18 protein-coding genes and 1 rRNA gene are annotated in these 17,667 nt (G+C 40.4%); 1 reads left to right on the forward strand and 18 read right to left on the reverse strand.

From position 1 onward, the window contains the following. Together F4694_RS24515 and F4694_RS24520 are read right to left on the reverse strand one after the other, a co-directional pair. A 16S ribosomal RNA gene (locus F4694_RS24515) occupies positions 1-88 on the reverse strand; the annotation flags it as partial. 272 nt (positions 89-360) lie between these two features. Continuing rightward, on the reverse strand, positions 361-1,236 hold the full coding sequence (locus F4694_RS24520) for a nucleotidyltransferase-like protein (protein ID WP_179602545.1): 876 nt from the start codon (positions 1,234-1,236) through the stop codon (positions 361-363). A gap of 145 nt (positions 1,237-1,381) precedes the next feature. Here F4694_RS24520 and F4694_RS24525 point away from each other — a divergent pair, with 145 nt between their 5' ends. Then, on the forward strand, positions 1,382-1,750 hold the full coding sequence (locus F4694_RS24525; RefSeq protein WP_179602681.1) for a YgzB family protein: 369 nt from the start codon (positions 1,382-1,384) through the stop codon (positions 1,748-1,750). A 20-nt stretch (positions 1,751-1,770) separates the two neighbouring features. On the opposite strand, the gene perR is transcribed toward F4694_RS24525, so the two are convergent. From perR to F4694_RS24605, 16 genes are all read right to left on the reverse strand, one after another. Then, the gene (perR, locus tag F4694_RS24530) at positions 1,771-2,208 is read right to left on the reverse strand and encodes a peroxide-responsive transcriptional repressor PerR (RefSeq protein ID WP_179602546.1); all 438 of its coding nucleotides are present in this window, start codon (positions 2,206-2,208) and stop codon (positions 1,771-1,773) included. Between the two features lie 105 nt (positions 2,209-2,313). Then, positions 2,314-2,868 carry a cob(I)yrinic acid a,c-diamide adenosyltransferase gene (locus tag F4694_RS24535; protein WP_179602547.1) on the reverse strand — a complete coding sequence of 185 codons (555 nt, stop codon included), beginning with the start codon at positions 2,866-2,868 and terminating at the stop codon, positions 2,314-2,316. A gap of 271 nt (positions 2,869-3,139) precedes the next feature. Further along, positions 3,140-3,667, reverse strand: coding sequence for an MBL fold metallo-hydrolase (locus F4694_RS24540; protein ID WP_179602548.1), 528 nt, complete (start codon positions 3,665-3,667; stop codon positions 3,140-3,142). Then, positions 3,664-4,125, reverse strand: a complete 462-nt coding sequence (locus F4694_RS24545) for an MBL fold metallo-hydrolase (RefSeq protein WP_179602549.1) — start codon at positions 4,123-4,125, stop codon at positions 3,664-3,666. Before F4694_RS24545 ends, F4694_RS24540 begins: the two co-directional genes overlap by 4 nt. Positions 4,126-4,260: 135 nt before the next feature. Further along, positions 4,261-5,514 (reverse strand): MFS transporter, encoded by a 1,254-nt coding sequence (locus F4694_RS24550; protein ID WP_179602550.1) that lies wholly within the window; start codon positions 5,512-5,514, stop codon positions 4,261-4,263. Positions 5,515-5,958: 444 nt separating this feature from the next. After that, positions 5,959-6,882: an alpha/beta hydrolase gene (locus F4694_RS24555; RefSeq protein WP_179602551.1), complete on the reverse strand. Its 924-nt coding sequence runs from the start codon at positions 6,880-6,882 to the stop codon at positions 5,959-5,961. 107 nt (positions 6,883-6,989) lie between these two features. Next, entirely contained in the window at positions 6,990-8,084 is a 1,095-nt protein-coding gene (locus F4694_RS24560) for an FAD-dependent oxidoreductase (protein WP_257029379.1), read from the reverse strand. A 13-nt stretch (positions 8,085-8,097) separates the two neighbouring features. Continuing rightward, the gene (locus tag F4694_RS24565) at positions 8,098-9,435 is read right to left on the reverse strand and encodes an MFS transporter (protein WP_179602553.1); all 1,338 of its coding nucleotides are present in this window, start codon (positions 9,433-9,435) and stop codon (positions 8,098-8,100) included. 51 nt (positions 9,436-9,486) lie between these two features. After that, complete coding sequence (locus F4694_RS24570; RefSeq protein ID WP_179602554.1) at positions 9,487-10,242, reverse strand: GntR family transcriptional regulator; 756 nt, start codon at positions 10,240-10,242, stop codon at positions 9,487-9,489. Beyond that, the gene (locus tag F4694_RS24575; RefSeq protein ID WP_179602555.1) at positions 10,239-10,925 is read right to left on the reverse strand and encodes a 3-oxoacid CoA-transferase subunit B; all 687 of its coding nucleotides are present in this window, start codon (positions 10,923-10,925) and stop codon (positions 10,239-10,241) included. Before F4694_RS24575 ends, F4694_RS24570 begins: the two co-directional genes overlap by 4 nt. Continuing rightward, the gene (locus tag F4694_RS24580) at positions 10,918-11,613 is read right to left on the reverse strand and encodes a 3-oxoacid CoA-transferase subunit A (protein WP_179602556.1); all 696 of its coding nucleotides are present in this window, start codon (positions 11,611-11,613) and stop codon (positions 10,918-10,920) included. The genes F4694_RS24575 and F4694_RS24580 overlap by 8 nt, the downstream gene beginning before the upstream one ends. 17 nt (positions 11,614-11,630) lie before the next feature. After that, a complete protein-coding gene (locus F4694_RS24585; RefSeq protein ID WP_179602557.1) occupies positions 11,631-12,581 on the reverse strand; it encodes an MBL fold metallo-hydrolase in 951 nt (316 codons plus the stop codon). 16 nt (positions 12,582-12,597) lie between these two features. Continuing rightward, positions 12,598-14,295: a CocE/NonD family hydrolase gene (locus F4694_RS24590; protein ID WP_179602558.1), complete on the reverse strand. Its 1,698-nt coding sequence runs from the start codon at positions 14,293-14,295 to the stop codon at positions 12,598-12,600. Positions 14,296-15,022: 727 nt separating this feature from the next. After that, positions 15,023-15,436, reverse strand: a complete 414-nt coding sequence (locus F4694_RS24595; protein WP_179602559.1) for a Zn-ribbon domain-containing OB-fold protein — start codon at positions 15,434-15,436, stop codon at positions 15,023-15,025. 3 nt (positions 15,437-15,439) lie between these two features. Beyond that, complete coding sequence (locus F4694_RS24600) at positions 15,440-16,603, reverse strand: thiolase domain-containing protein (protein ID WP_179602560.1); 1,164 nt, start codon at positions 16,601-16,603, stop codon at positions 15,440-15,442. A gap of 42 nt (positions 16,604-16,645) precedes the next feature. Then, the gene (locus F4694_RS24605; protein WP_179602561.1) at positions 16,646-17,647 is read right to left on the reverse strand and encodes a phosphotriesterase family protein; all 1,002 of its coding nucleotides are present in this window, start codon (positions 17,645-17,647) and stop codon (positions 16,646-16,648) included. Positions 17,648-17,667 lie beyond the last annotated feature (20 nt).

The following is a 17,667-nucleotide window of genomic DNA, read 5'->3' on the forward strand; positions in this document are numbered from 1 at the left end:
GGTGCAAGCACCTTAAGATTCGCTCGACTTGCATGTATTAGGCACGCCGCCAGCGTTCGTCCTGAGCCAGGATCAAACTCTCCAAGAAAGTTGATTTAGCTCATTTGTTACGTTAGCTAGTTTCTATAGAAGAAACTAATATTTTTTGTTGACGTTCTTGTTTGTTTAGTTTTCAAAGAGCAAATATTTCTTTCGCTCGTAAGCGACTTTAATAATATAACACGAACCATTTAACAGTGTCAATATTATTTTTCAAAAAAAGAAAACCGTCACTCGCGAAAACTTTCATTCATTCGTTCGCAGCGACGGTTATTAATATATCAAGTTTCTCAGAAAAGGTCAATAGGTTTTATTGTTTTTTTACAATAATTTTTTACTCACTTGATAACACCGATGATAAATACCATGTCCTTTTGTATCTAGACTAACAACGTCAATTAGTCCCTTTTCGATCAAGTACTCAATAAGTACCGCCAAATCAACAGAATAAGGGATTAAATCCTTCTCATTCTGGATCTCATTGAAGGACCAGTATTCTTTCATACTTAGAACTTCCAATAAGTGTGCACAACCCACTTTCGTACGAGAATGTATCATGAACTCACTGGCTAAAAATAATAACTCAAGTCTTTTTTCAATTGGCTCTTCGCTGTTTACAAGCTCTTCATATAATTTTACTATTTCAGGTTCTATTTGTTTAACCTGCTGCCAAACCGTTAATTCAGGATGAAGCCCATTTTCAATTACAGCAAGTCGCGCTAAGTGGTGAAGAGAATGAACAACATAATTATAGGCGTCAAGATATTGTTTATTTTCAAAGAGGGCCTTTCCGTCGACATACCTTCTAATTAACTTAGCAAATTCTAACCCCATTTTTATCTTCCGTCCATTAAACGGAAATTCACGAAGCTCTGTTTTAAGATTTTCAATATACTCATTACGATCAAATAAGATTTTTGCGGTATGCAGCCATTCAAATATTTTTCGGTTCGTGCCTAATAAAAGCCAATCCTTTAATTGGGCCTCCGTAATTATATGCATCGCTGCCTTGCTGTCATTATAAGTATAATGCTTTATTAATAACGGCTGTTCTCCCTCTTTTACAATAATTAAAAGGATAACATCAAAGGTGTCTGTAGTATGGCTTGATTTAAAGCTTTTTTCTATCATCAATACACCAAGGGTATTGGATTGACTAGCCCGTTCCTGATAAATGGGCCGAAGAATGTCTTTCATCCATCATTCCTCCATTTTTCTCGATAACTATTAGTTCGACAGTAATAATAAATCTCCTTCTTATATAGAAGACAAATTTCGACATTCTTTAACATAACATTTTTTCAGAAGATGTAAATATGGTATAGTTTGTCTAGGAGGGAGAATTATGGCTAAATATTCAAGTAAAATAAATAAAATCCGCAGCTTTGCATTATCTTTAATATTTATCGGCTTTATAGTTATGTATGGCGGAATATACTTTCGCAACTCACCACTTATTATGTCCATTTTCATGCTTTTTGGACTGTTATTTATTATTGCAAGTACAGTCGTTTACTTCTGGATCGGGATGTTATCAACTAAAACCATACAAGTAAAATGTCCAAGCTGTGGAAAACACACTAAAATGCTTGGGAAAGTGGATATGTGTATGTATTGCCGCGAACCTTTGACACTGGACCCAAATCTTGAAGGCAAAGAGTTCGATGAATCTTATAATAAAAAGTCAAATAACAAAAAGCCGATTTCTTAATCGGCTTTTTGTTTACAATATTAATGTACTTCTTTACTTGTACACTCAGGACATGTCCCGTAAATTTCCATACGATGATTATTCACTTTAAACCCGGTAACATGCGAAGCAAGTTGCTCCACTTCGTCTAACCCAGGATAATGGAAATCAACAATTTTCCCACAGTTCTCACAAATAACATGGTAATGATGTGATGTGACAAAATCAAATCTGCTGGAAGCATCGCCATATGTTAATTCTTTAACTAAACCTACCTCACGAAATACTCGTAAATTATTGTAAACTGTCGCCACACTCATATTAGGGAATTTTCCTTCAAGGGCTTTATAAATATCATCTGCTGTAGGATGTGACATCGAGTTTATTAAATATTCAAGTATCGCATGACGTTGTGGAGTTATACGTACTCCAGTTTCTTTTAAGGTTTCCAAAGCTTCTTTTAACTGATTCATCGCCATGCACCTCTATTCCAAAAATATTCTTAAATTATAATTGTTATAATTAGTTTACTAAGGAATTAATACTTTTGTCAATATTGTAATATCATTATTAGGCATTTGTTATTATTTTTCTTGGTGTAACGTCTGCTCTTTTATCCCTACAGCATAATTAACATATCGAGCTGTTACAAATAAAAGGTCGGATAGCCGATTTAAATAAGCCAACACAAGAGGATTGACATCCTCCCCCAATGAAACTGCACATCTTTCCGCTCTTCTCGCTGTTGTACGTGCAACATGGAAGGCCGCACCAGCGGAATGTCCTCCTGGGAGAATAAAATTAGTCAGTTCTGGAAGGGATTCATTTAATTCGTCAATCTGCTTTTCCATTTCCTCAATATTACTGACATTGAGAGACCACTTTACTTCCTTCCCTTTAGGGGTGGCAAGCTCCGCACCAACGTGAAAAAGATTTGTTTGTATTTTATGATACATATTCTCAATTAATTCTTTCTTTTGAAAAGATTCATCTTTTAAATAACTTAATGCAAGTCCAATCATTGAATTTGTTTCATCACAGGTCCCATATGCCTCAACACGTAAATCATTTTTCGCGACTCTTTGCCCATAAATTAATGATGTAGTTCCTTTGTCACCCGTTTTCGTATAAATCTTCATATTCTATCCCCCCAATTATTCTTTGTTTTAAAATATGTACCCCATTTGTTTATTTCAATCATATCACCTATTGGGCTGCCGATAAAATATGAAACAAAGCGGTGACAATCATTCCATAAAAAAAAGGGTCGATTACCGACCCATCAAGTTTTATCTGAGGAGGTATGCCCTAATAGAATGATATTCAAATTACATTCGTTTGCATTGGACAAATGCCTTTTCTATAGAAAATAGGCTGACTTTTGTTGTAATAATACAAATTACTTTAGATTTATGGATTAATTACGAGTCCATCTTCAGCAGCTATAATTTCCCCTTTGAAACCTGCATCTGAAAATACTTTTGATACACTCATTTTATCTACATTCCCCAGACCAATACGGGTTAAGACAACTTTTTTAACTTTTGAATCTGCCACCATTTTAGCAAGATCTTCTATGGTGGCATGAGATTGCATTAAACCATTCTTTAAATTTTCCCGTGCTTGTTCAGGTACAAATGAGAAATCACTCGTTAGCATTCCATCAAACACTAGGATTTCTGCATTCTTTGCAAAAGAAGCGAAATTTGCAGAATAGGTTAAATCACCTGAAACCACTACACTCTTTCCCTTCGCATCAAAACGATAGGCATAGGTGGGAACCGTATGAGGGACAGGGATAGATGTTATATTAACACGATCGAGTTCAAAATTATATTTATCCTCTGTAAAATCATTAATATTTACATTTGTCAGAATCCCATCCTTTGGCCAGCCTAAACCAGCACGATACTCCAAATCTGCTCTAAAAAAATTCACAGTTGTATCATAAAGCTCTTGGACTTGAGGACCGATAGATTAAGGGAACGCCTGCCAGTTGGTCCTTGCCAGCCATCAATAAATAGGTTCCAAAAGTCCCCATTATGATCCACATGTTGATGTGTAAACAACATATTTGTAATTTTTTCGGCAGGCAGCCCGAGCTTTAATAGAGTGCTAGTCGTATTAGCGCCACTGTCCACTAAGAAGTATTTATCTTTAAATTGAACTAATGTACTTGGAGCTCCATGGCCAACCTCCGTTTTGGGATTACCTGACCCAACGATTACAACTCGAAAACCGTTAGGAACTGTTTCAAACACTCTGGTCGTATTCGTTTGAGAACTATCAGTTTTATCTTGATGTGGTTTTTTATCAACAGAAGCAGATTTACTTTGACCGCAGCCACTAATTAACATAACGATTAATAAAACAAACAATAGAATTTTTCTGCTCATGTATTCGCCTCTCCTACTATAAATTAGTATCCATTACTAAATTGTTCCAAAAAGAAATAATAAGAAAACATAACAACAAAGCCCACCGCCGACATTAATAGTAAGGCGGGCTTTGTTACTATTTACAAATTAAAATTATACTTGGACACTAGTTTTAGCATCTTGATCTGGAGTCAATTTAACTTTAGCTGGCGCTGTTTCCTTATAGAGGAAACACAAAATAAATGCAAGAGCACCTGCAGCAGCCGCTACGTATAATGGTGTTTGAATCCCATAAATATCAGCTAAAGCACCATTCACCATTGGATTTAAGAATCCTCCGATTAACTCTCCAATTCCGATTGTTAAACCGATAGCAAGACCCGAGTATTGTAATGGCACAGACTCAACTGGAATGACGGACATGGACATACCGATTACACCAGAACCAGCAGAGCCTATGAATAATAGAAGCATCATTAATGGTATGGAATCGACGAAAACAATAGATAGTGGAATGAGTATTAACAATAGTCCAGAAACTAATGAAGCTGGTTTACGACCGGTACGCTCCGAAAGTGTTGGGATTAAGAAACCGAAGATGGCATACCCCACCCCAAATGAAGCCATTACAAAACTCATCGTTGTTTCAGATAATCCTTTTGCTTGTACTAAATAGGTTGGTCCAAAAATTTGAAATGCCATTAGTGTTGTCATCACTAAACTAAAAATAACAATTGATAACCAAATATTACGGTGCTTAAGGACATCTTTTACTTTAATCTTTTCAGTCGATTTTGTAGCATGCATAGCATGGAACTTCACTGGATCAGGATTTTTTACGGATTTAAGAATCACAAGGCTTAAAATAAGCCCTGGGATAATTGTTAAATAGAAAGCCGTATGCCAATCAAAATTTGTTGCTAAAGCAACGATTACGACAGGCGCTAAAATACTTCCGAATAATGCGTTACTAGTATTCATGGTGAAACCTAGGTTGAATCCTTTACGACCCTTAGAGGATTCCATTGCTAAAATCGATTGAGTTTGTGGAATCAGCGGACCTTCTACGATCCCCATTAATAAGCGAAGTACGAATAACATCGCAAATGATTGTGCTAAACCGTGCATTAATGACACAACTGAGAATGCCAGTACCAAAACTGCTAACATTGATTTCTTACTTTTAACTTTATCTGAAATAAATCCACCTAACGGACCAGAAACTGACCAAGTTAACGCAAGAGCTGCTCCAAGTAATCCTAATTGCGTGTAGTTTAGTCCTAAATCTACGGAAATCATTGGGAATAAATAGTTAATTGCTAAACGGTCAAAGAAAACGAATCCGATTGTGAAGAAGACGATTAGTACTAACTTATTTTCATAAGTCCAAAACCTTTTATTTTTCATTAAATAAGACACCCTTCCTTAAAATCACGTATTGTTATAGCGATTAAACAAATCATTAAAATACGTAGATACCGAGTTGATTAATAGAAATTTACAATCATCTGGATTTCTAGGATTAATAAGCGTGACTACCTTTCTATAATGTTCGTCCCCTATTGATATCCAAGAAATAGGAATATATAATGTGGTGTTCTAGAAGTAAAATTCCGAAGATTTGGAATATTTTCGGCAGTCTCGTTCCTTTAAACCATAATGTTATGATTTAAACTTATATAACTTTTTATATAATGCCAATGGCCACCCCCTTTGGGCTAATCATCAGCATTATTAATAATGAACCTACATATGAAACGGAAGTGACCAAAAGCAATGCCTGCGGATTCTGCCTCGTGATCACTTCCCTAGAAATCTATTAACGTATTAAAGACTACGTGAAATTCTTTACTAAGACCTTAAAAAATCACCTGTACGTTTATAAATGTCTTTGTACTCATCAAGGTGCGTGAATTTGCCTAAGAAGCCATGAGTCGCCCCTTCATATCTTATTAATTCTGCATGGACACCGCATTTTTTTAAATTCTTCGCAAATAGTTCCCCTTCATCTCTGAATGGATCATATTCTGCTGTAATGACAAGAGCTGCTGGCATCTTTTCTAAATTTTCTTCTCGAATCGGTGAAACAAGGGGATTATCGGTATCCACATTCCCCAAAAGATAGAAGGAGTTAATTTCTGCTAATTGATCGCTCTCTACGAAAAATCCTTTTCCATTTTCCACTAACGATGGGTAACGCAATTCGCTAAAGTCAAGGTCTAGAGATGGATAAAATAGTACTTGCTTCGTAATAGTAAATTCCTTTTTATCGCGAGCCATTAAAGAAACTGCAGCCACTAAATTGCCACCAGAACTATCCCCTGCGACTGCGAGATTTTTCCCATCCCATTTTAATTCTTCCTGATGCTCTGCTGCCCATTTCGTTACATTGTAGCAATCTGCTAATGCTGCCGGATATGGATGTTCGGGCGCAAGACGGTAACCAACTGAAATGACTTTATAGCCAGATTCCTTACAAATGGGGCGGACTACTTCATCATGACTTTCTAAAGTTCCCGACATAAATGCGCCGCCATGGAAATACATGAGAATTGGATAAGAATCTGATTCTTCGGGCGTATATATTCTGACTGGAATATCTGCTTCAGCAGTTGGGATCGTTCTTTCTTCGACATCATAAACCTGCACGCGCTGTTCAACCGGTAAAACAGGTGCATCGAACATTTTTCTATGTTCTTCTGGAATGAGTTTTGGCTTAGGATCGGATTTTGGAATGAAATCCAATATTTTTTTTATCTCTGGATGTACAAGCATTTACGAAAACCTCCGTATTTCGATCCGTCGCTTATTTGATTAGTTAAGCAACGGAATATTCCTATTCTAGTTAATCTTCTGATATTTCTTCGTAATATTAGATTAGATTACTTATTTTCAAAGAATTCTTTTTCCGGGAAAAAGGTATCTTCTTTGTCATTATGGAACTGGCGAGATAAATTTTGGAATAAATGGCAAACTGGTTTTCTTAGAGTCTCATACTTTTGTAACGCTTCTGCAACAGTTGCAGCTCCAAGTAAACATTCGACCAATATCCCTCCATCTTGAATCGCCATATTTGCTCCTTGACCTTGGTTATGAAGCATCGAGTGTGCAGCATCCCCTAGCAGAGTGATGCATTCATTGCTCCACTGTTGGACTGGATCAATATCATATAGTGCGCGAACATCCCAATGATCAATATTTTCTGCAATCTTCTGGAAGTCAGGATGGAAGTTCTTTAATTGATTGAGCATGTCTTCTTTCGGCACTTTTGGTCTACCAGTTCGGTCATGGTGTGGAACTGTAATATCGACGGAAACTTGTTTCCTATATTTTAACGGCAGTAGATATAAATTCACTTTATCAGTCGCGACAATTCGGAGTGTGTCACCAGTAGCTAACCCATATGTTTCATCCTCATTAACAAGAGCACGATAGGCATGATAGCTGTGGAAAACTGGCTCAGCTTGACTGAAAAATAGATTGCGGGTAAGAGAACGAATACCATCTGCACCAATGACCAAATCGGCTTCCACTTTTACACCATTTTCAAACTCGATTTCTGCATAATCTCCATGGCGGACAATGTTTTTACACTTGTGATTCAAATGTAGGTATTCTGTTGGTATGGCATTGATTAGCGTGTCGAGACAGTCTGCGCGATGAATTAATCTCGCCCATCTTTCATTAGGGTCATTTGTTAAATCAGGCCATTGTTCCTTAAGTAACACTTCTGCCTGATCTGAAAGGATCTCTATTTGGACACTTTTATGAGTTACTCTTTCGATTTCTTCCTGAAGCCCCCATTTTGTGAAATAATGGATGGATGGCGGACGCAAACCGATACCTGCACCAACCTCAGTTATAGCTGCTGCTTGCTCATAGACATTGACATTAAAACCTGCATGACGTAAGGCCACCGCTGCTGACGCCCCACCAATACCAGCACCAAGAATAGCAATTCTTAAATTTGATTTCATAAACATTTCCCTCCTATGCGATATTTTTATCGTTTACTATTTTTTTGTTATTGCCATATTTTAAAGGAACAAATGAAAACGCAAGAGCCGCTATAATGCCTGGTATAGCAAATGAAAGAAAATTCATTTGCGCTGATAGATTAAGAGATACTAGAATGCCTCCAAAAGTTGGCCCTATTATTCCTCCAATTCTTCCAATTCCCGAAGCAAACCCTATAGCAGTGGAGCGCATTAATGAAGGATAGTATTGTGATACAAAGGAGTAGGAAATGTTTTGAGCCCCCATCGTACATGCACCAGTAATAAAAACCAATAAATATAAAATCACCATGTTATTTTTAAAGCCAAGAAGCGTTAAGGATACAGCCGACATAATAAACATCGGAACGAGTACTTTTTTTACCCCGAATTTATCAGCAAGACCTCCAAGGACTAAGGTTCCAATAATAGCACCGACATTTAAAACAATCATAAAGCTCAAACTGGAACCAAGAGGATAGCCGGCACTGAACATTAAATTAGGAAGCCAAGTACTTACCCCATTAATCATGAGCAAGCACATGAAAAAGGCAATCCAGATCATTAGAGTACCTAGTGCATGATTATTTCTAAACAGTGCAAGTACAGGAGAACCAGGATCTTCTTTACCTGTAGTTGTTACGAACTCCGTATCTGTAGTTAAGGAAACCTTGTCATTAACCTTTGAAAGAACAATATGCAGTTCTTTTGTGCGACCTTTCACCAAAAGCATGGCAGGTGAATCATGGAAGTACCTTACCATAAAAGGAATGAGTAAAAGTGGAATCGCTGCTACCCAGTAAACACTTGTCCACCCCATGAGCGGAATAAAGTAAATACCTATTAGACCTGCTAAAATGCCCCCGACCGAAAAGGCACACATTACGATTGACACCATTGTATTATGCAGGTGTTTCGGTGAGTAATCTGTTAGTAAAGCAATCACGTTTGGCAAAACCCCCCCGATCCCTACCCCAGCAATAAACCGGAAGAATGAAAACGGTGTTGGACCAGGTGCAAAGGCACATAAAAACGTAAATATACTAAACAAGACAACACTTAAAATAAGGATGTTTTTTCTTCCAAATTTGTCAGCCAAAACACCAAAGAAGATTGCCCCTAACATCATCCCGAAAAATCCGTAACTGCCAATGGCTCCTGCTTGAACAGGGGATATAGACCATTCCTTCATCAGGATAGGGATTACTGAACCATATATAACTAAATCGAACATATCAAAAACAATAATTAAGCAACAACAAATCAGTAATCCAACATGAAAGCGGTTAAATTTACCTTCATTCACAACGTCGGTAATGTTTATTTTTGACATCCTGCTCCCCCCTGTCGTTTATAATGGATACACGCTCATCAATGATCTATTTTATCGATTTACTGTGAAAGAAAACTTATAGTCATCCGCTCTATGAACAGCCTTTCTCCAGCCTATAATTCTATCATTACGCGTGTACAGCTTTGTCTCTATTACGAGAACTGGGTCTTCGTTTTTGATACCTAAAAACTCTGACTCCATACTGGTCGCACTTGACGCACAGATTTGATGATCACCACGCGAGATGAAAATGCCTTGGTCTCTCTCGAGAAGCATGAATACACTGTCCACCTGCTCAATCTCCCGTTTACTCGGTTGGAAATCCTCTGAAACATACAAATAGGTCTGCGTCCATACCAGTGGTTTCCCTTGGAGGAAGATTAAACGGGAGAGTATTAGGAGCTTATCACTCGGCATAACCCCCAGAATTGTGCATAGTCTTTCTGTTGATAACACACTATCCACACTTAATATTTTCGAAGTGCATTCTAAACCTTGATCACGAAGGAATCGAACCAGTCCTCCTAACTCTAAGCCTGGGGGTCTTACCGGAAGTTCCTGAACGGGGAAGGTTCCCATCGCCCGCTCTCGATAAACGTACCCTTCATCTACTAGCTCCTTCAGTGCCTGACGAATAGGTGCCCTGCTAACGTGAAAGCGTTCAACTAGTTCATGCTCAGTACTAATAGGGCGACTAGTATCACCGGCAGCAGCCTGTATCTCACTAATCAATATTTCTTTGATTTGTTTATAAAGCGGCACCGAAGAGCTGCGATTAATGGTAGGTTTTGCAACGTGCGCAATCATTGTTGTAAAATGTCTTCTTGAGCAAGCCCAGTCGCATGAATCTTAAGCGGAGCTGCCGTACGCTCCTGCAGGTATTCAAATGTAACACCTGGTGCAAGTTCATGGACAACAAGGCCCTCTTCTGTTACATAAATCACGGCAAGGTCTGTATAGATGCGATCTACACACCGCGGTGCAGTCAATGGATACGTGCATTCTTCTACGATTTTCGGGTTTCCCTTACTCGTATGTTGCATACAAAGGAAGATACGTTTGGCTCCAACCGTTAAATCCATTGCGCCTCCAACACGTCCTAGAGGATCATTCGGAACCTTCCAACTAGCTAGATCACCTTCTATTGATACTTGGAATGCGCCAAGTACTGCCGCATCAAGGTGACCGCCACGAATCATCGCAAATGAGTCTGATTGTGAGAAGAAGCTTCCGCCCGGTTTTAATGTGATTGGTTCTTTCCCTGCATTTACAAGGTCCATATCCTCTTGACCTGGTTCTGGTTTTGGACCTAATCCAAGGAGACCATTTTCACTATGGAGAATAATTTCACGGCCTTCCGGTATCACATCAGCAACAAGTGTCGGAATTCCAATACCGAGATTTACGAACCATCCATCTTCTAAGTCTTGGGCTACTCGAGAAGCTAATTCAATCTTTGACCATCCAACCTTCTGTTGATCTTTAACCATTTACTAACACCCTCCCTTCACACTCGGCTTCCAATTTTACTAAACGATGTACATAGACGCTCTGAGTAGCAATGTTCTCTGGGTCTAATTCTCCGACCTCAACGATTTCATCTACCTCAGCAATAGTAATTTTCGCAGCCGTTGCCATTACCGGGTTAAAATTACGCTGTGTTTTATTGTAAACAAGATTTCCCCAGCGATCGGCTCGGTAGCCCTTGATAAAAGCGTAGTCACCAATGATCGCTTGCTCTAAGACGTGCAAACGGCCATTGTACATACGTGTTTCCTTGCCTTCGCCAAGTTCAGTGTGCGCTGCCGTTGGTGTAAAAAAGGCCGGAATCCCTGCGCCACCTGCTCTGATACGCTCTGCTAATGTTCCTTGTGGAGAAATTTCTAACTTGATGGTGCCATTCTGAAAACGGGCAATTAAATCGTCAGCATGTGGACCAACAGGGAAAGAGCAGATAATTTTCTTTACTTGGTTGTTGCTGATTAATGCCGCTACACCATCGCTAACAGCACCAATATTATTTGATACAACTGTAAGGTCCTTAGCTCCTTGATCAACGAGAGCTGCAATTAGATGTGACGGTAGTCCGCTTCCCCCGAATCCTCCGACAAGCAGCGTTGCTCCATCATGTATGTCAGCCACTGCCTTAGCTGTATTTTCAAACCTTTTCTGAATCATTTTCGATTTTCCTCCTCTCAATTAATCTCCGAACCTATAAGTTCTTCTTGGTAAGCATTCATCGTAACAAAGAACGCGCATGGTAAGTGCCGTGGATCACCTGTATAGCCAATCTCTTCTGCGATCGAACCAAACGGTCCATATAGTTCATGCTGTTCAGTGGGTTGTCTATTTGTTAAATGGCTTCTTACTAAATCTCTTAATGTAGCATCCATATCAAGACTAGCTTGTAATACCGCTGGAACTTCCTCACCTTCAATTTGTGCACTTTGCATTTGACCATCTTTATTGCGGACAGGATGACCTAAAAATAAACGGCTAGGACGAACCTCTTCCAATAAACGTTTTATACTCTTACGATAAGAGCGTGAGTTTTCAATCGTTGGCATGCCGCTTAACCCGCCATACATTTGAACAGCATCGGCTGCGAATGCCCAATTTAAGCCTTTCAATACAAAGGTTACTGAACCAATTGAATGCCCTGGTGTTTCGATCACTTTTAACGTGATTTCACCTCCAAGGTGGATGGAATCTCCGTCCACAACCTCCAAGTCCGGTTCGATTGTACCTCCAATGTCTGCTGTTAGCATGGAAATATGTTTCTCTTGAATAGCTGAATCCATGATGTATTTTCCTTGCAGCGACTTGTAATCAACGATTTGTTCATATTTATCACGCAATAATCGGGCTTCTTTTTTAGGAATAACAACTTTTGCATTACGTCCTGTTTTTTCCCATACTGCATAAGCTCCGCCGAGATGATCCACATGACCGTGCGTAAGTAAGATCCAACGGATATCTTCTATGCGAATACCATGTTGTGCTAAGGTTGGCTCTATATCTTGGCTAGCCGAAATACTAACACCAGTATCAATAATCGCTGGTTCTGGTGCGTCCACATAATAGGCAAATGCGGAAATTGGTCCAAATTTACATTCAATTGGTATCACACGTACTGGACTTGTCATTTAGTTCACCCCTATGCTACTTATTAGTAATGTCAAACTGTTTAGGGATTACTGGCAGCACTAAACATGATGGGTGATCAGCGTCACGATAGATTTTGTGTGTTGTTGCACGACCACTTGGTAAGTGATAACTGTCTGGCGGTAATAATTTTGCATCCTCCCCATCAAGTGGTTCATTACATGCAAGGTCTAATTCAATTCGGTGTCCTGCTTTAATTAAGAAGGAGAATGGATATAAGCGAATTGCGTACTCGTTAATTTCACCGGGCGTTACTGGTACCACACGGTTATGTGGATGCCATGGCTCACCGTAGGTTGATTTTTCTTCATTTAATTCACGATGAGAAGCTTTTAAATACCCTGATGTCATTAATGTCCGTTTGCCGCTTGGGTCTACATCATAAAGCTTGGCAATGAAGTTTGTATCATCTGTATCGATTTCTGCATGAATATATAAAGCCCCTGTACCTGTCATTTCTACAGGCTCTAGAAATTTATCACTTGTCCATTTAATCTTTTCTGATGTTGTTGTAACGGTTAATGGTGCTTGGTAGAAGCCATCCGGATGTGCGTATTCAGATGTTAACGGCTCTCTCTTCTCGCTTATTTTGTGGCGAGGAAGTAAGTAGAAAGCTTTCTTTTCTTCAAATGGCAATGGCCAGTGATTTTCTTTGCGCCATTTGTAAGAACCTTCTACAGAGAACTGAACGGTCGGTTCATCCATAATGCCATTATCGATGCCCTTTAACCAGTAATCATACCAGCGGAACATTTCGTCATGACTTTCGTGGAAGGGACGCTCTAACATCGGCGGAAGTGCTTGAATATCGAGCTTTTTGATTCCTGATACTTTATGGAAGCATTCGATTGTACCTTCAACGTTCCAGCCGCGTCCCCATTTTGCTTGGAAGTATGTTGGGATTTGAACCTTGTGTGCCACTTCAATAGCACTGTCTTTTTGCCAGAATGGGCCATCAAGTGGATTTAATAAGTAATCCATCCATAATTCGTGACGGTCTTGATAATGTAAAAGGTGAACAAAATCTGACCAATGTGCAATATCTGGGTCGTTTAATCGTTCTAGTGTTTTTTCTTTAATCTCTTCTGGTGTGAACACTTTCGATGTCTTACTTGCTACATTATTGAACGCGTTACCACTGTCACCGCCGCGTCCTTCACGAGAAGCACGAGGCATCAGCCACATGATACCGCCATGATAGCAAAGTTCATAAAGGTCGAAGTGACCGCCGTTCGCAAAGATTGCTTTTAAGTGTGGCGGCTGCTCCGCTGCACCTAAGATTTGAACCGATGCAAAGTATGAAATCCCGATCATCCCGATGTTACCATCGCACCAATCTTGCTCGGCCATCCATTCAACAAGGTCATAGATATCTTTACCGTCTCCATGACCACCCGAATTGTAGTTACCGCACATTTGACCTTCAGAGTGACCTGTACCCCGTACGTCCGCAATAATATGAGCATAGCCACGCTCGACAACTGCACGAATATCGCCAGCCTCGATAGCACCGTTCCAAAGATGACTTGGGCGTGCTTGTGGAGGTAATGTTAACACTTGTGCTTGCAGTTCCTTACCATACGGGCTAAGTGCAAGTAATGCTGGTACTTTTTCTACTCCATCAGGAAGGTAGATATCAGCAGCGATACGGACGCCATCACGCATTGGAATGCGTACATCCTTAATGATTCTCATTTTATCCGCTCCTTTCTTTAGTCCCTCTAAGTAATTTGTTGATCTGGTAATGTTTCCTTATTGAGGACAAATCTATTGAACTCTCGACGAGTTTTGTCTTCAAGACCCCTTATTGAGGACAAATCTATTGAACTCTCGACGAGTTTTGTCTTCAAGACCTCTTATTGAGGACATATCTATCGAACTCTCGACGAGTTTCGTCCTCAAGACCCCTTATTGAGGACATATCTATTGGACTCTCGACGAGTTTTGTCCTCAAGACCCCTTTTTGAGGACATATCTATTGAACTCTCGACGAGTTTTGTCTTCAAGACCTCTTATTGAGGACATATCTATCGAACTCTCGACGAGTTTTGTCCTCAAGACCCCTTATTGAGGACATATCTATTGGACTCTCGACGAGTTTTGTCCTCAAGACCCCTTTTTGAGGACATATCCACAAGACTATCAACGTGCTTTGTCCTCAAGACCCCTTATTGAGGACATATCCACAAGACTCTCAACGCGTTTTGTCCTCAAGACCCCTCATTGAGGACAAATCCACAAGACTCTCAACGCGTTTTGTCCTCAAGACCCTTTATTGAGGACAAATCCACAAACTATCAACGCGTTTTGTCTTCAAGACCCCTCATTGAGGACAAATCCACAAGACTCTCAATGCGTTTTGTCTTCAAGACCCCTCATTGGGGACAAATCTACAAGACTCGCAATGAGTTATGTCCTCGTATCAACCTTCAACAGGTGCAAAGCATGGTATAAAAGGACCTGGATTCTCTTGATCACCGCTCTGCTTAAATACCACTCTAACCCTTTGGCTAATATGCAATGTATCTAGGTCACAATCAACGATATTTGTCATCATTCTCGGTCCTTCATCAAGTTCCACAAAGGCAATTGCATATGGAACCCCTCGTCGCATTAAGCTATAGGTATAAATGCTGCCAGTTCCTTTTGCTTCCACCCAGCTCGTCTTATCGCTCATACAGTGCGGGCATAACACACGTGGATAATAATGATATTCGCCACAGGAATCGCACTGCTTGACGAGGAGTTTCCCTTCTGAAGCAGCCTCCCAATATTCCTTATGTTCAGGATGAATCTCAGGGATTGTCATCGTTCTTTCTTGAAATGTAGGTCCCATTGTTTACACCCTCTCCATAATAAGTGTGCTGCTTCCGTGGCGGCTTGCTAATCCTCCGCCAGTACCATGAGCTAACGCAATGTCACAATTTTCAACTTGTACTTTCTGGTGTGCCTCACCACGAAGCTGACGAACTGCTTCGATTACTTTTACGATTCCGCCACGACTTGCCGGGTGATTGTTATTTAATCCCCCGCCATCTGTATTAATTGGCAGCTTTCCGATTCCTGAGATCAGGTTTCCATCAGCGACAAACTTTCCGCCTTCACCCTTCTTACAAAAACCTAAGTCTTCAAGCTGCATCAACACAGTTATGGTGAAACTATCATAAATGGAGGCATATTTAATATCTTGAGGTGTAACCCCAGCCTCCTCAAAAGCCCTAGGTCCTGACCAAATAGCCCCTGAATAGGTTAGGTCGGTTTTCCCTCCAAGTAATCCTTTTGGCGCTTCGCCTGCACCCATTACTCGGACTTGCGGCCGATTCAAACTTTTAGCAATCTCAGGTCTTACGATTACCAATGCACCACCGCCGTCACTTACGACACAACAATCCAATTTATGTAATGGGTCAGCAATCATCGTAGAAGATACTACATCCTCCACTGTCACTAAATCACGGAGCATTGCATTTTGATTGTATTGTGCATGATGTGAAGCAGCCACTTTGACCCAAGCTAACTGCTCGCTTGTCGTTCCGTATTCATACATATGGCGCATTGTAGCCATGGCATATTCATTTACAGCAGTTGGTCCAAAAGGAAGTTCAAACGGTGTATCTGGAACATTTGCACCAACTAACTTCTGTTTAACACCACTTCTTCCTTCAGAACGTGGACGACCTGCCATTGTAATCAACGCAACATTGCATTTACCGGCCGCGATTGCTTGTGCAGCATGTGAGACATGGGCAATGTATGACGAGCCGCCAGTGTCTGTACCATCAACATGACGTACATTGAGACCTAAATAATCGACCATAGAAAGCACTCCACCCGGAGCGTCGCCGGCACAAAAGTATCCGTCTACATCTGCGAATGTTAATCCTGCATCTTCTAAGGCACCTTTTGCACATTCTGCATGTAAGGCTGCCACGGATTTATCCGGAGCCTTACGTGTTGGATGTTCGAATGCCCCTGCAATATAGGCCATTCCTTTAATCGTCATCTGACTTAACCTCCCGTTGATACGCTTTAAAGTTTTTATCTCTTAACGAGATTCTTGCTTTGTACGTCCTAACGAAGATTTGAGGTCCTGAGGTTCCTGCATGGTTAAAAATTTCGTCGGATTGTGTACTAACAGTTGTTCAATAACTTCTTCACCCACACCAGCTTTACGAAGATCCGGTAAGAATTCTTCGAACAAGTAGTTTACTGAATGCCCTTTTAATCCTGGCCAGCCTAGGGCACAACAGTTTGCATCTGCTGAAATAAGTGCTACGTCAACAAAACCTTTATCAAGGAAACGAAGGAAATGCTCTACGCGATCTTGACGAGGACGTGACCAATATGGCGCACCTTCCATCTCGCTGTCATAGCCGATTGTATCGAAGCCTACCCATCCGCCATGTTCTGCAATCAACGTATCCCGGTCTTCATTGAGATAACCGCCATCGTCAGCATGACCCATAAGTACACGATCAAGCGGTAAGCCCTCTTCATCGAAGATGGCAATTGCAGTTTCTGCATCCACGCATAGATGTGTAATGATAGGAACTCTTGTTTTTAGTGCTGCTCGTGCAGCTGCGCGATAAATGCGTTTATCAAGTTCACTTAATTTTCCACCACGGCTTACGCCTACTTTGATAGCACCCGCCTTGGCACCCGTACCGTCAATACCAACCGTAATTTCATGGATGAATAAATCCATCAGATAATCCACTGACTTTTCACGAAAATATGGAAGTGCTGAGTCTCCTGCAACAAAGCCTGTAACAGCAATAATATGGACTCCTGTTCTACGTGAAAGCACTTGGAAGTATTCAACATCGCGCCCGTTTCCGATTCCTGTACAATCTACAAATGTTTTTCCGCCATGTTCACGAAAGCGGCGTAATTTTTCAATTGTTACTTCAAACGCTTCTTCAGGCTTTTTCCACCATTGTGTATCTAAATCACATCCTGGCAGACCGAATCCAATATGCTCGTGAACTGCTATAATCCCTAAATCTTCTGTTGCGACAGGGCCTAGAACTGTATTTACCTTACCCATCTATTTATTCACTCCTCACG

This window comes from Neobacillus driksii (assembly GCF_013409995.1).
Lineage (GTDB): Bacteria > Bacillota > Bacilli > Bacillales > Cytobacillaceae > Neobacillus > Neobacillus driksii.

Bases quoted from the DNA above. Each gene is read 5' to 3' on its own strand.
- F4694_RS24550 (WP_179602550.1), bottom strand. From the start codon at position 5,514: ATGAAAAATAAAAGGTTTTGGACTTATGAAAATAAGTTAGTACTAATC.
- F4694_RS24555 (WP_179602551.1), bottom strand. From the start codon at position 6,882: ATGCTTGTACATCCAGAGATAAAAAAAATATTGGATTTCATTCCAAAA.
- F4694_RS24575 (WP_179602555.1), bottom strand. From the start codon at position 10,925: ATGGTTAAAGATCAACAGAAGGTTGGATGGTCAAAGATTGAATTAGCT.
- perR (WP_179602546.1), bottom strand. From the start codon at position 2,208: ATGGCGATGAATCAGTTAAAAGAAGCTTTGGAAACCTTAAAAGAAACT.
- F4694_RS24580 (WP_179602556.1), bottom strand. From the start codon at position 11,613: ATGATTCAGAAAAGGTTTGAAAATACAGCTAAGGCAGTGGCTGACATA.
- F4694_RS24605 (WP_179602561.1), bottom strand. From the start codon at position 17,647: ATGGGTAAGGTAAATACAGTTCTAGGCCCTGTCGCAACAGAAGATTTA.
- F4694_RS24585 (WP_179602557.1), bottom strand. From the start codon at position 12,581: ATGACAAGTCCAGTACGTGTGATACCAATTGAATGTAAATTTGGACCA.
- F4694_RS24545 (WP_179602549.1), bottom strand. From the start codon at position 4,125: ATGAGCAGAAAAATTCTATTGTTTGTTTTATTAATCGTTATGTTAATT.
- F4694_RS24590 (WP_179602558.1), bottom strand. From the start codon at position 14,295: ATGAGAATCATTAAGGATGTACGCATTCCAATGCGTGATGGCGTCCGT.
- F4694_RS24535 (WP_179602547.1), bottom strand. From the start codon at position 2,868: ATGAAGATTTATACGAAAACGGGTGACAAAGGAACTACATCATTAATT.
- F4694_RS24570 (WP_179602554.1), bottom strand. From the start codon at position 10,242: ATGATTGCGCACGTTGCAAAACCTACCATTAATCGCAGCTCTTCGGTG.
- F4694_RS24520 (WP_179602545.1), bottom strand. From the start codon at position 1,236: ATGAAAGACATTCTTCGGCCCATTTATCAGGAACGGGCTAGTCAATCC.
- F4694_RS24600 (WP_179602560.1), bottom strand. From the start codon at position 16,603: ATGACGATTAAAGGAATGGCCTATATTGCAGGGGCATTCGAACATCCA.
- F4694_RS24560 (WP_257029379.1), bottom strand. From the start codon at position 8,084: ATGAAATCAAATTTAAGAATTGCTATTCTTGGTGCTGGTATTGGTGGG.
- F4694_RS24565 (WP_179602553.1), bottom strand. From the start codon at position 9,435: ATGTCAAAAATAAACATTACCGACGTTGTGAATGAAGGTAAATTTAAC.
- F4694_RS24595 (WP_179602559.1), bottom strand. From the start codon at position 15,436: ATGGGACCTACATTTCAAGAAAGAACGATGACAATCCCTGAGATTCAT.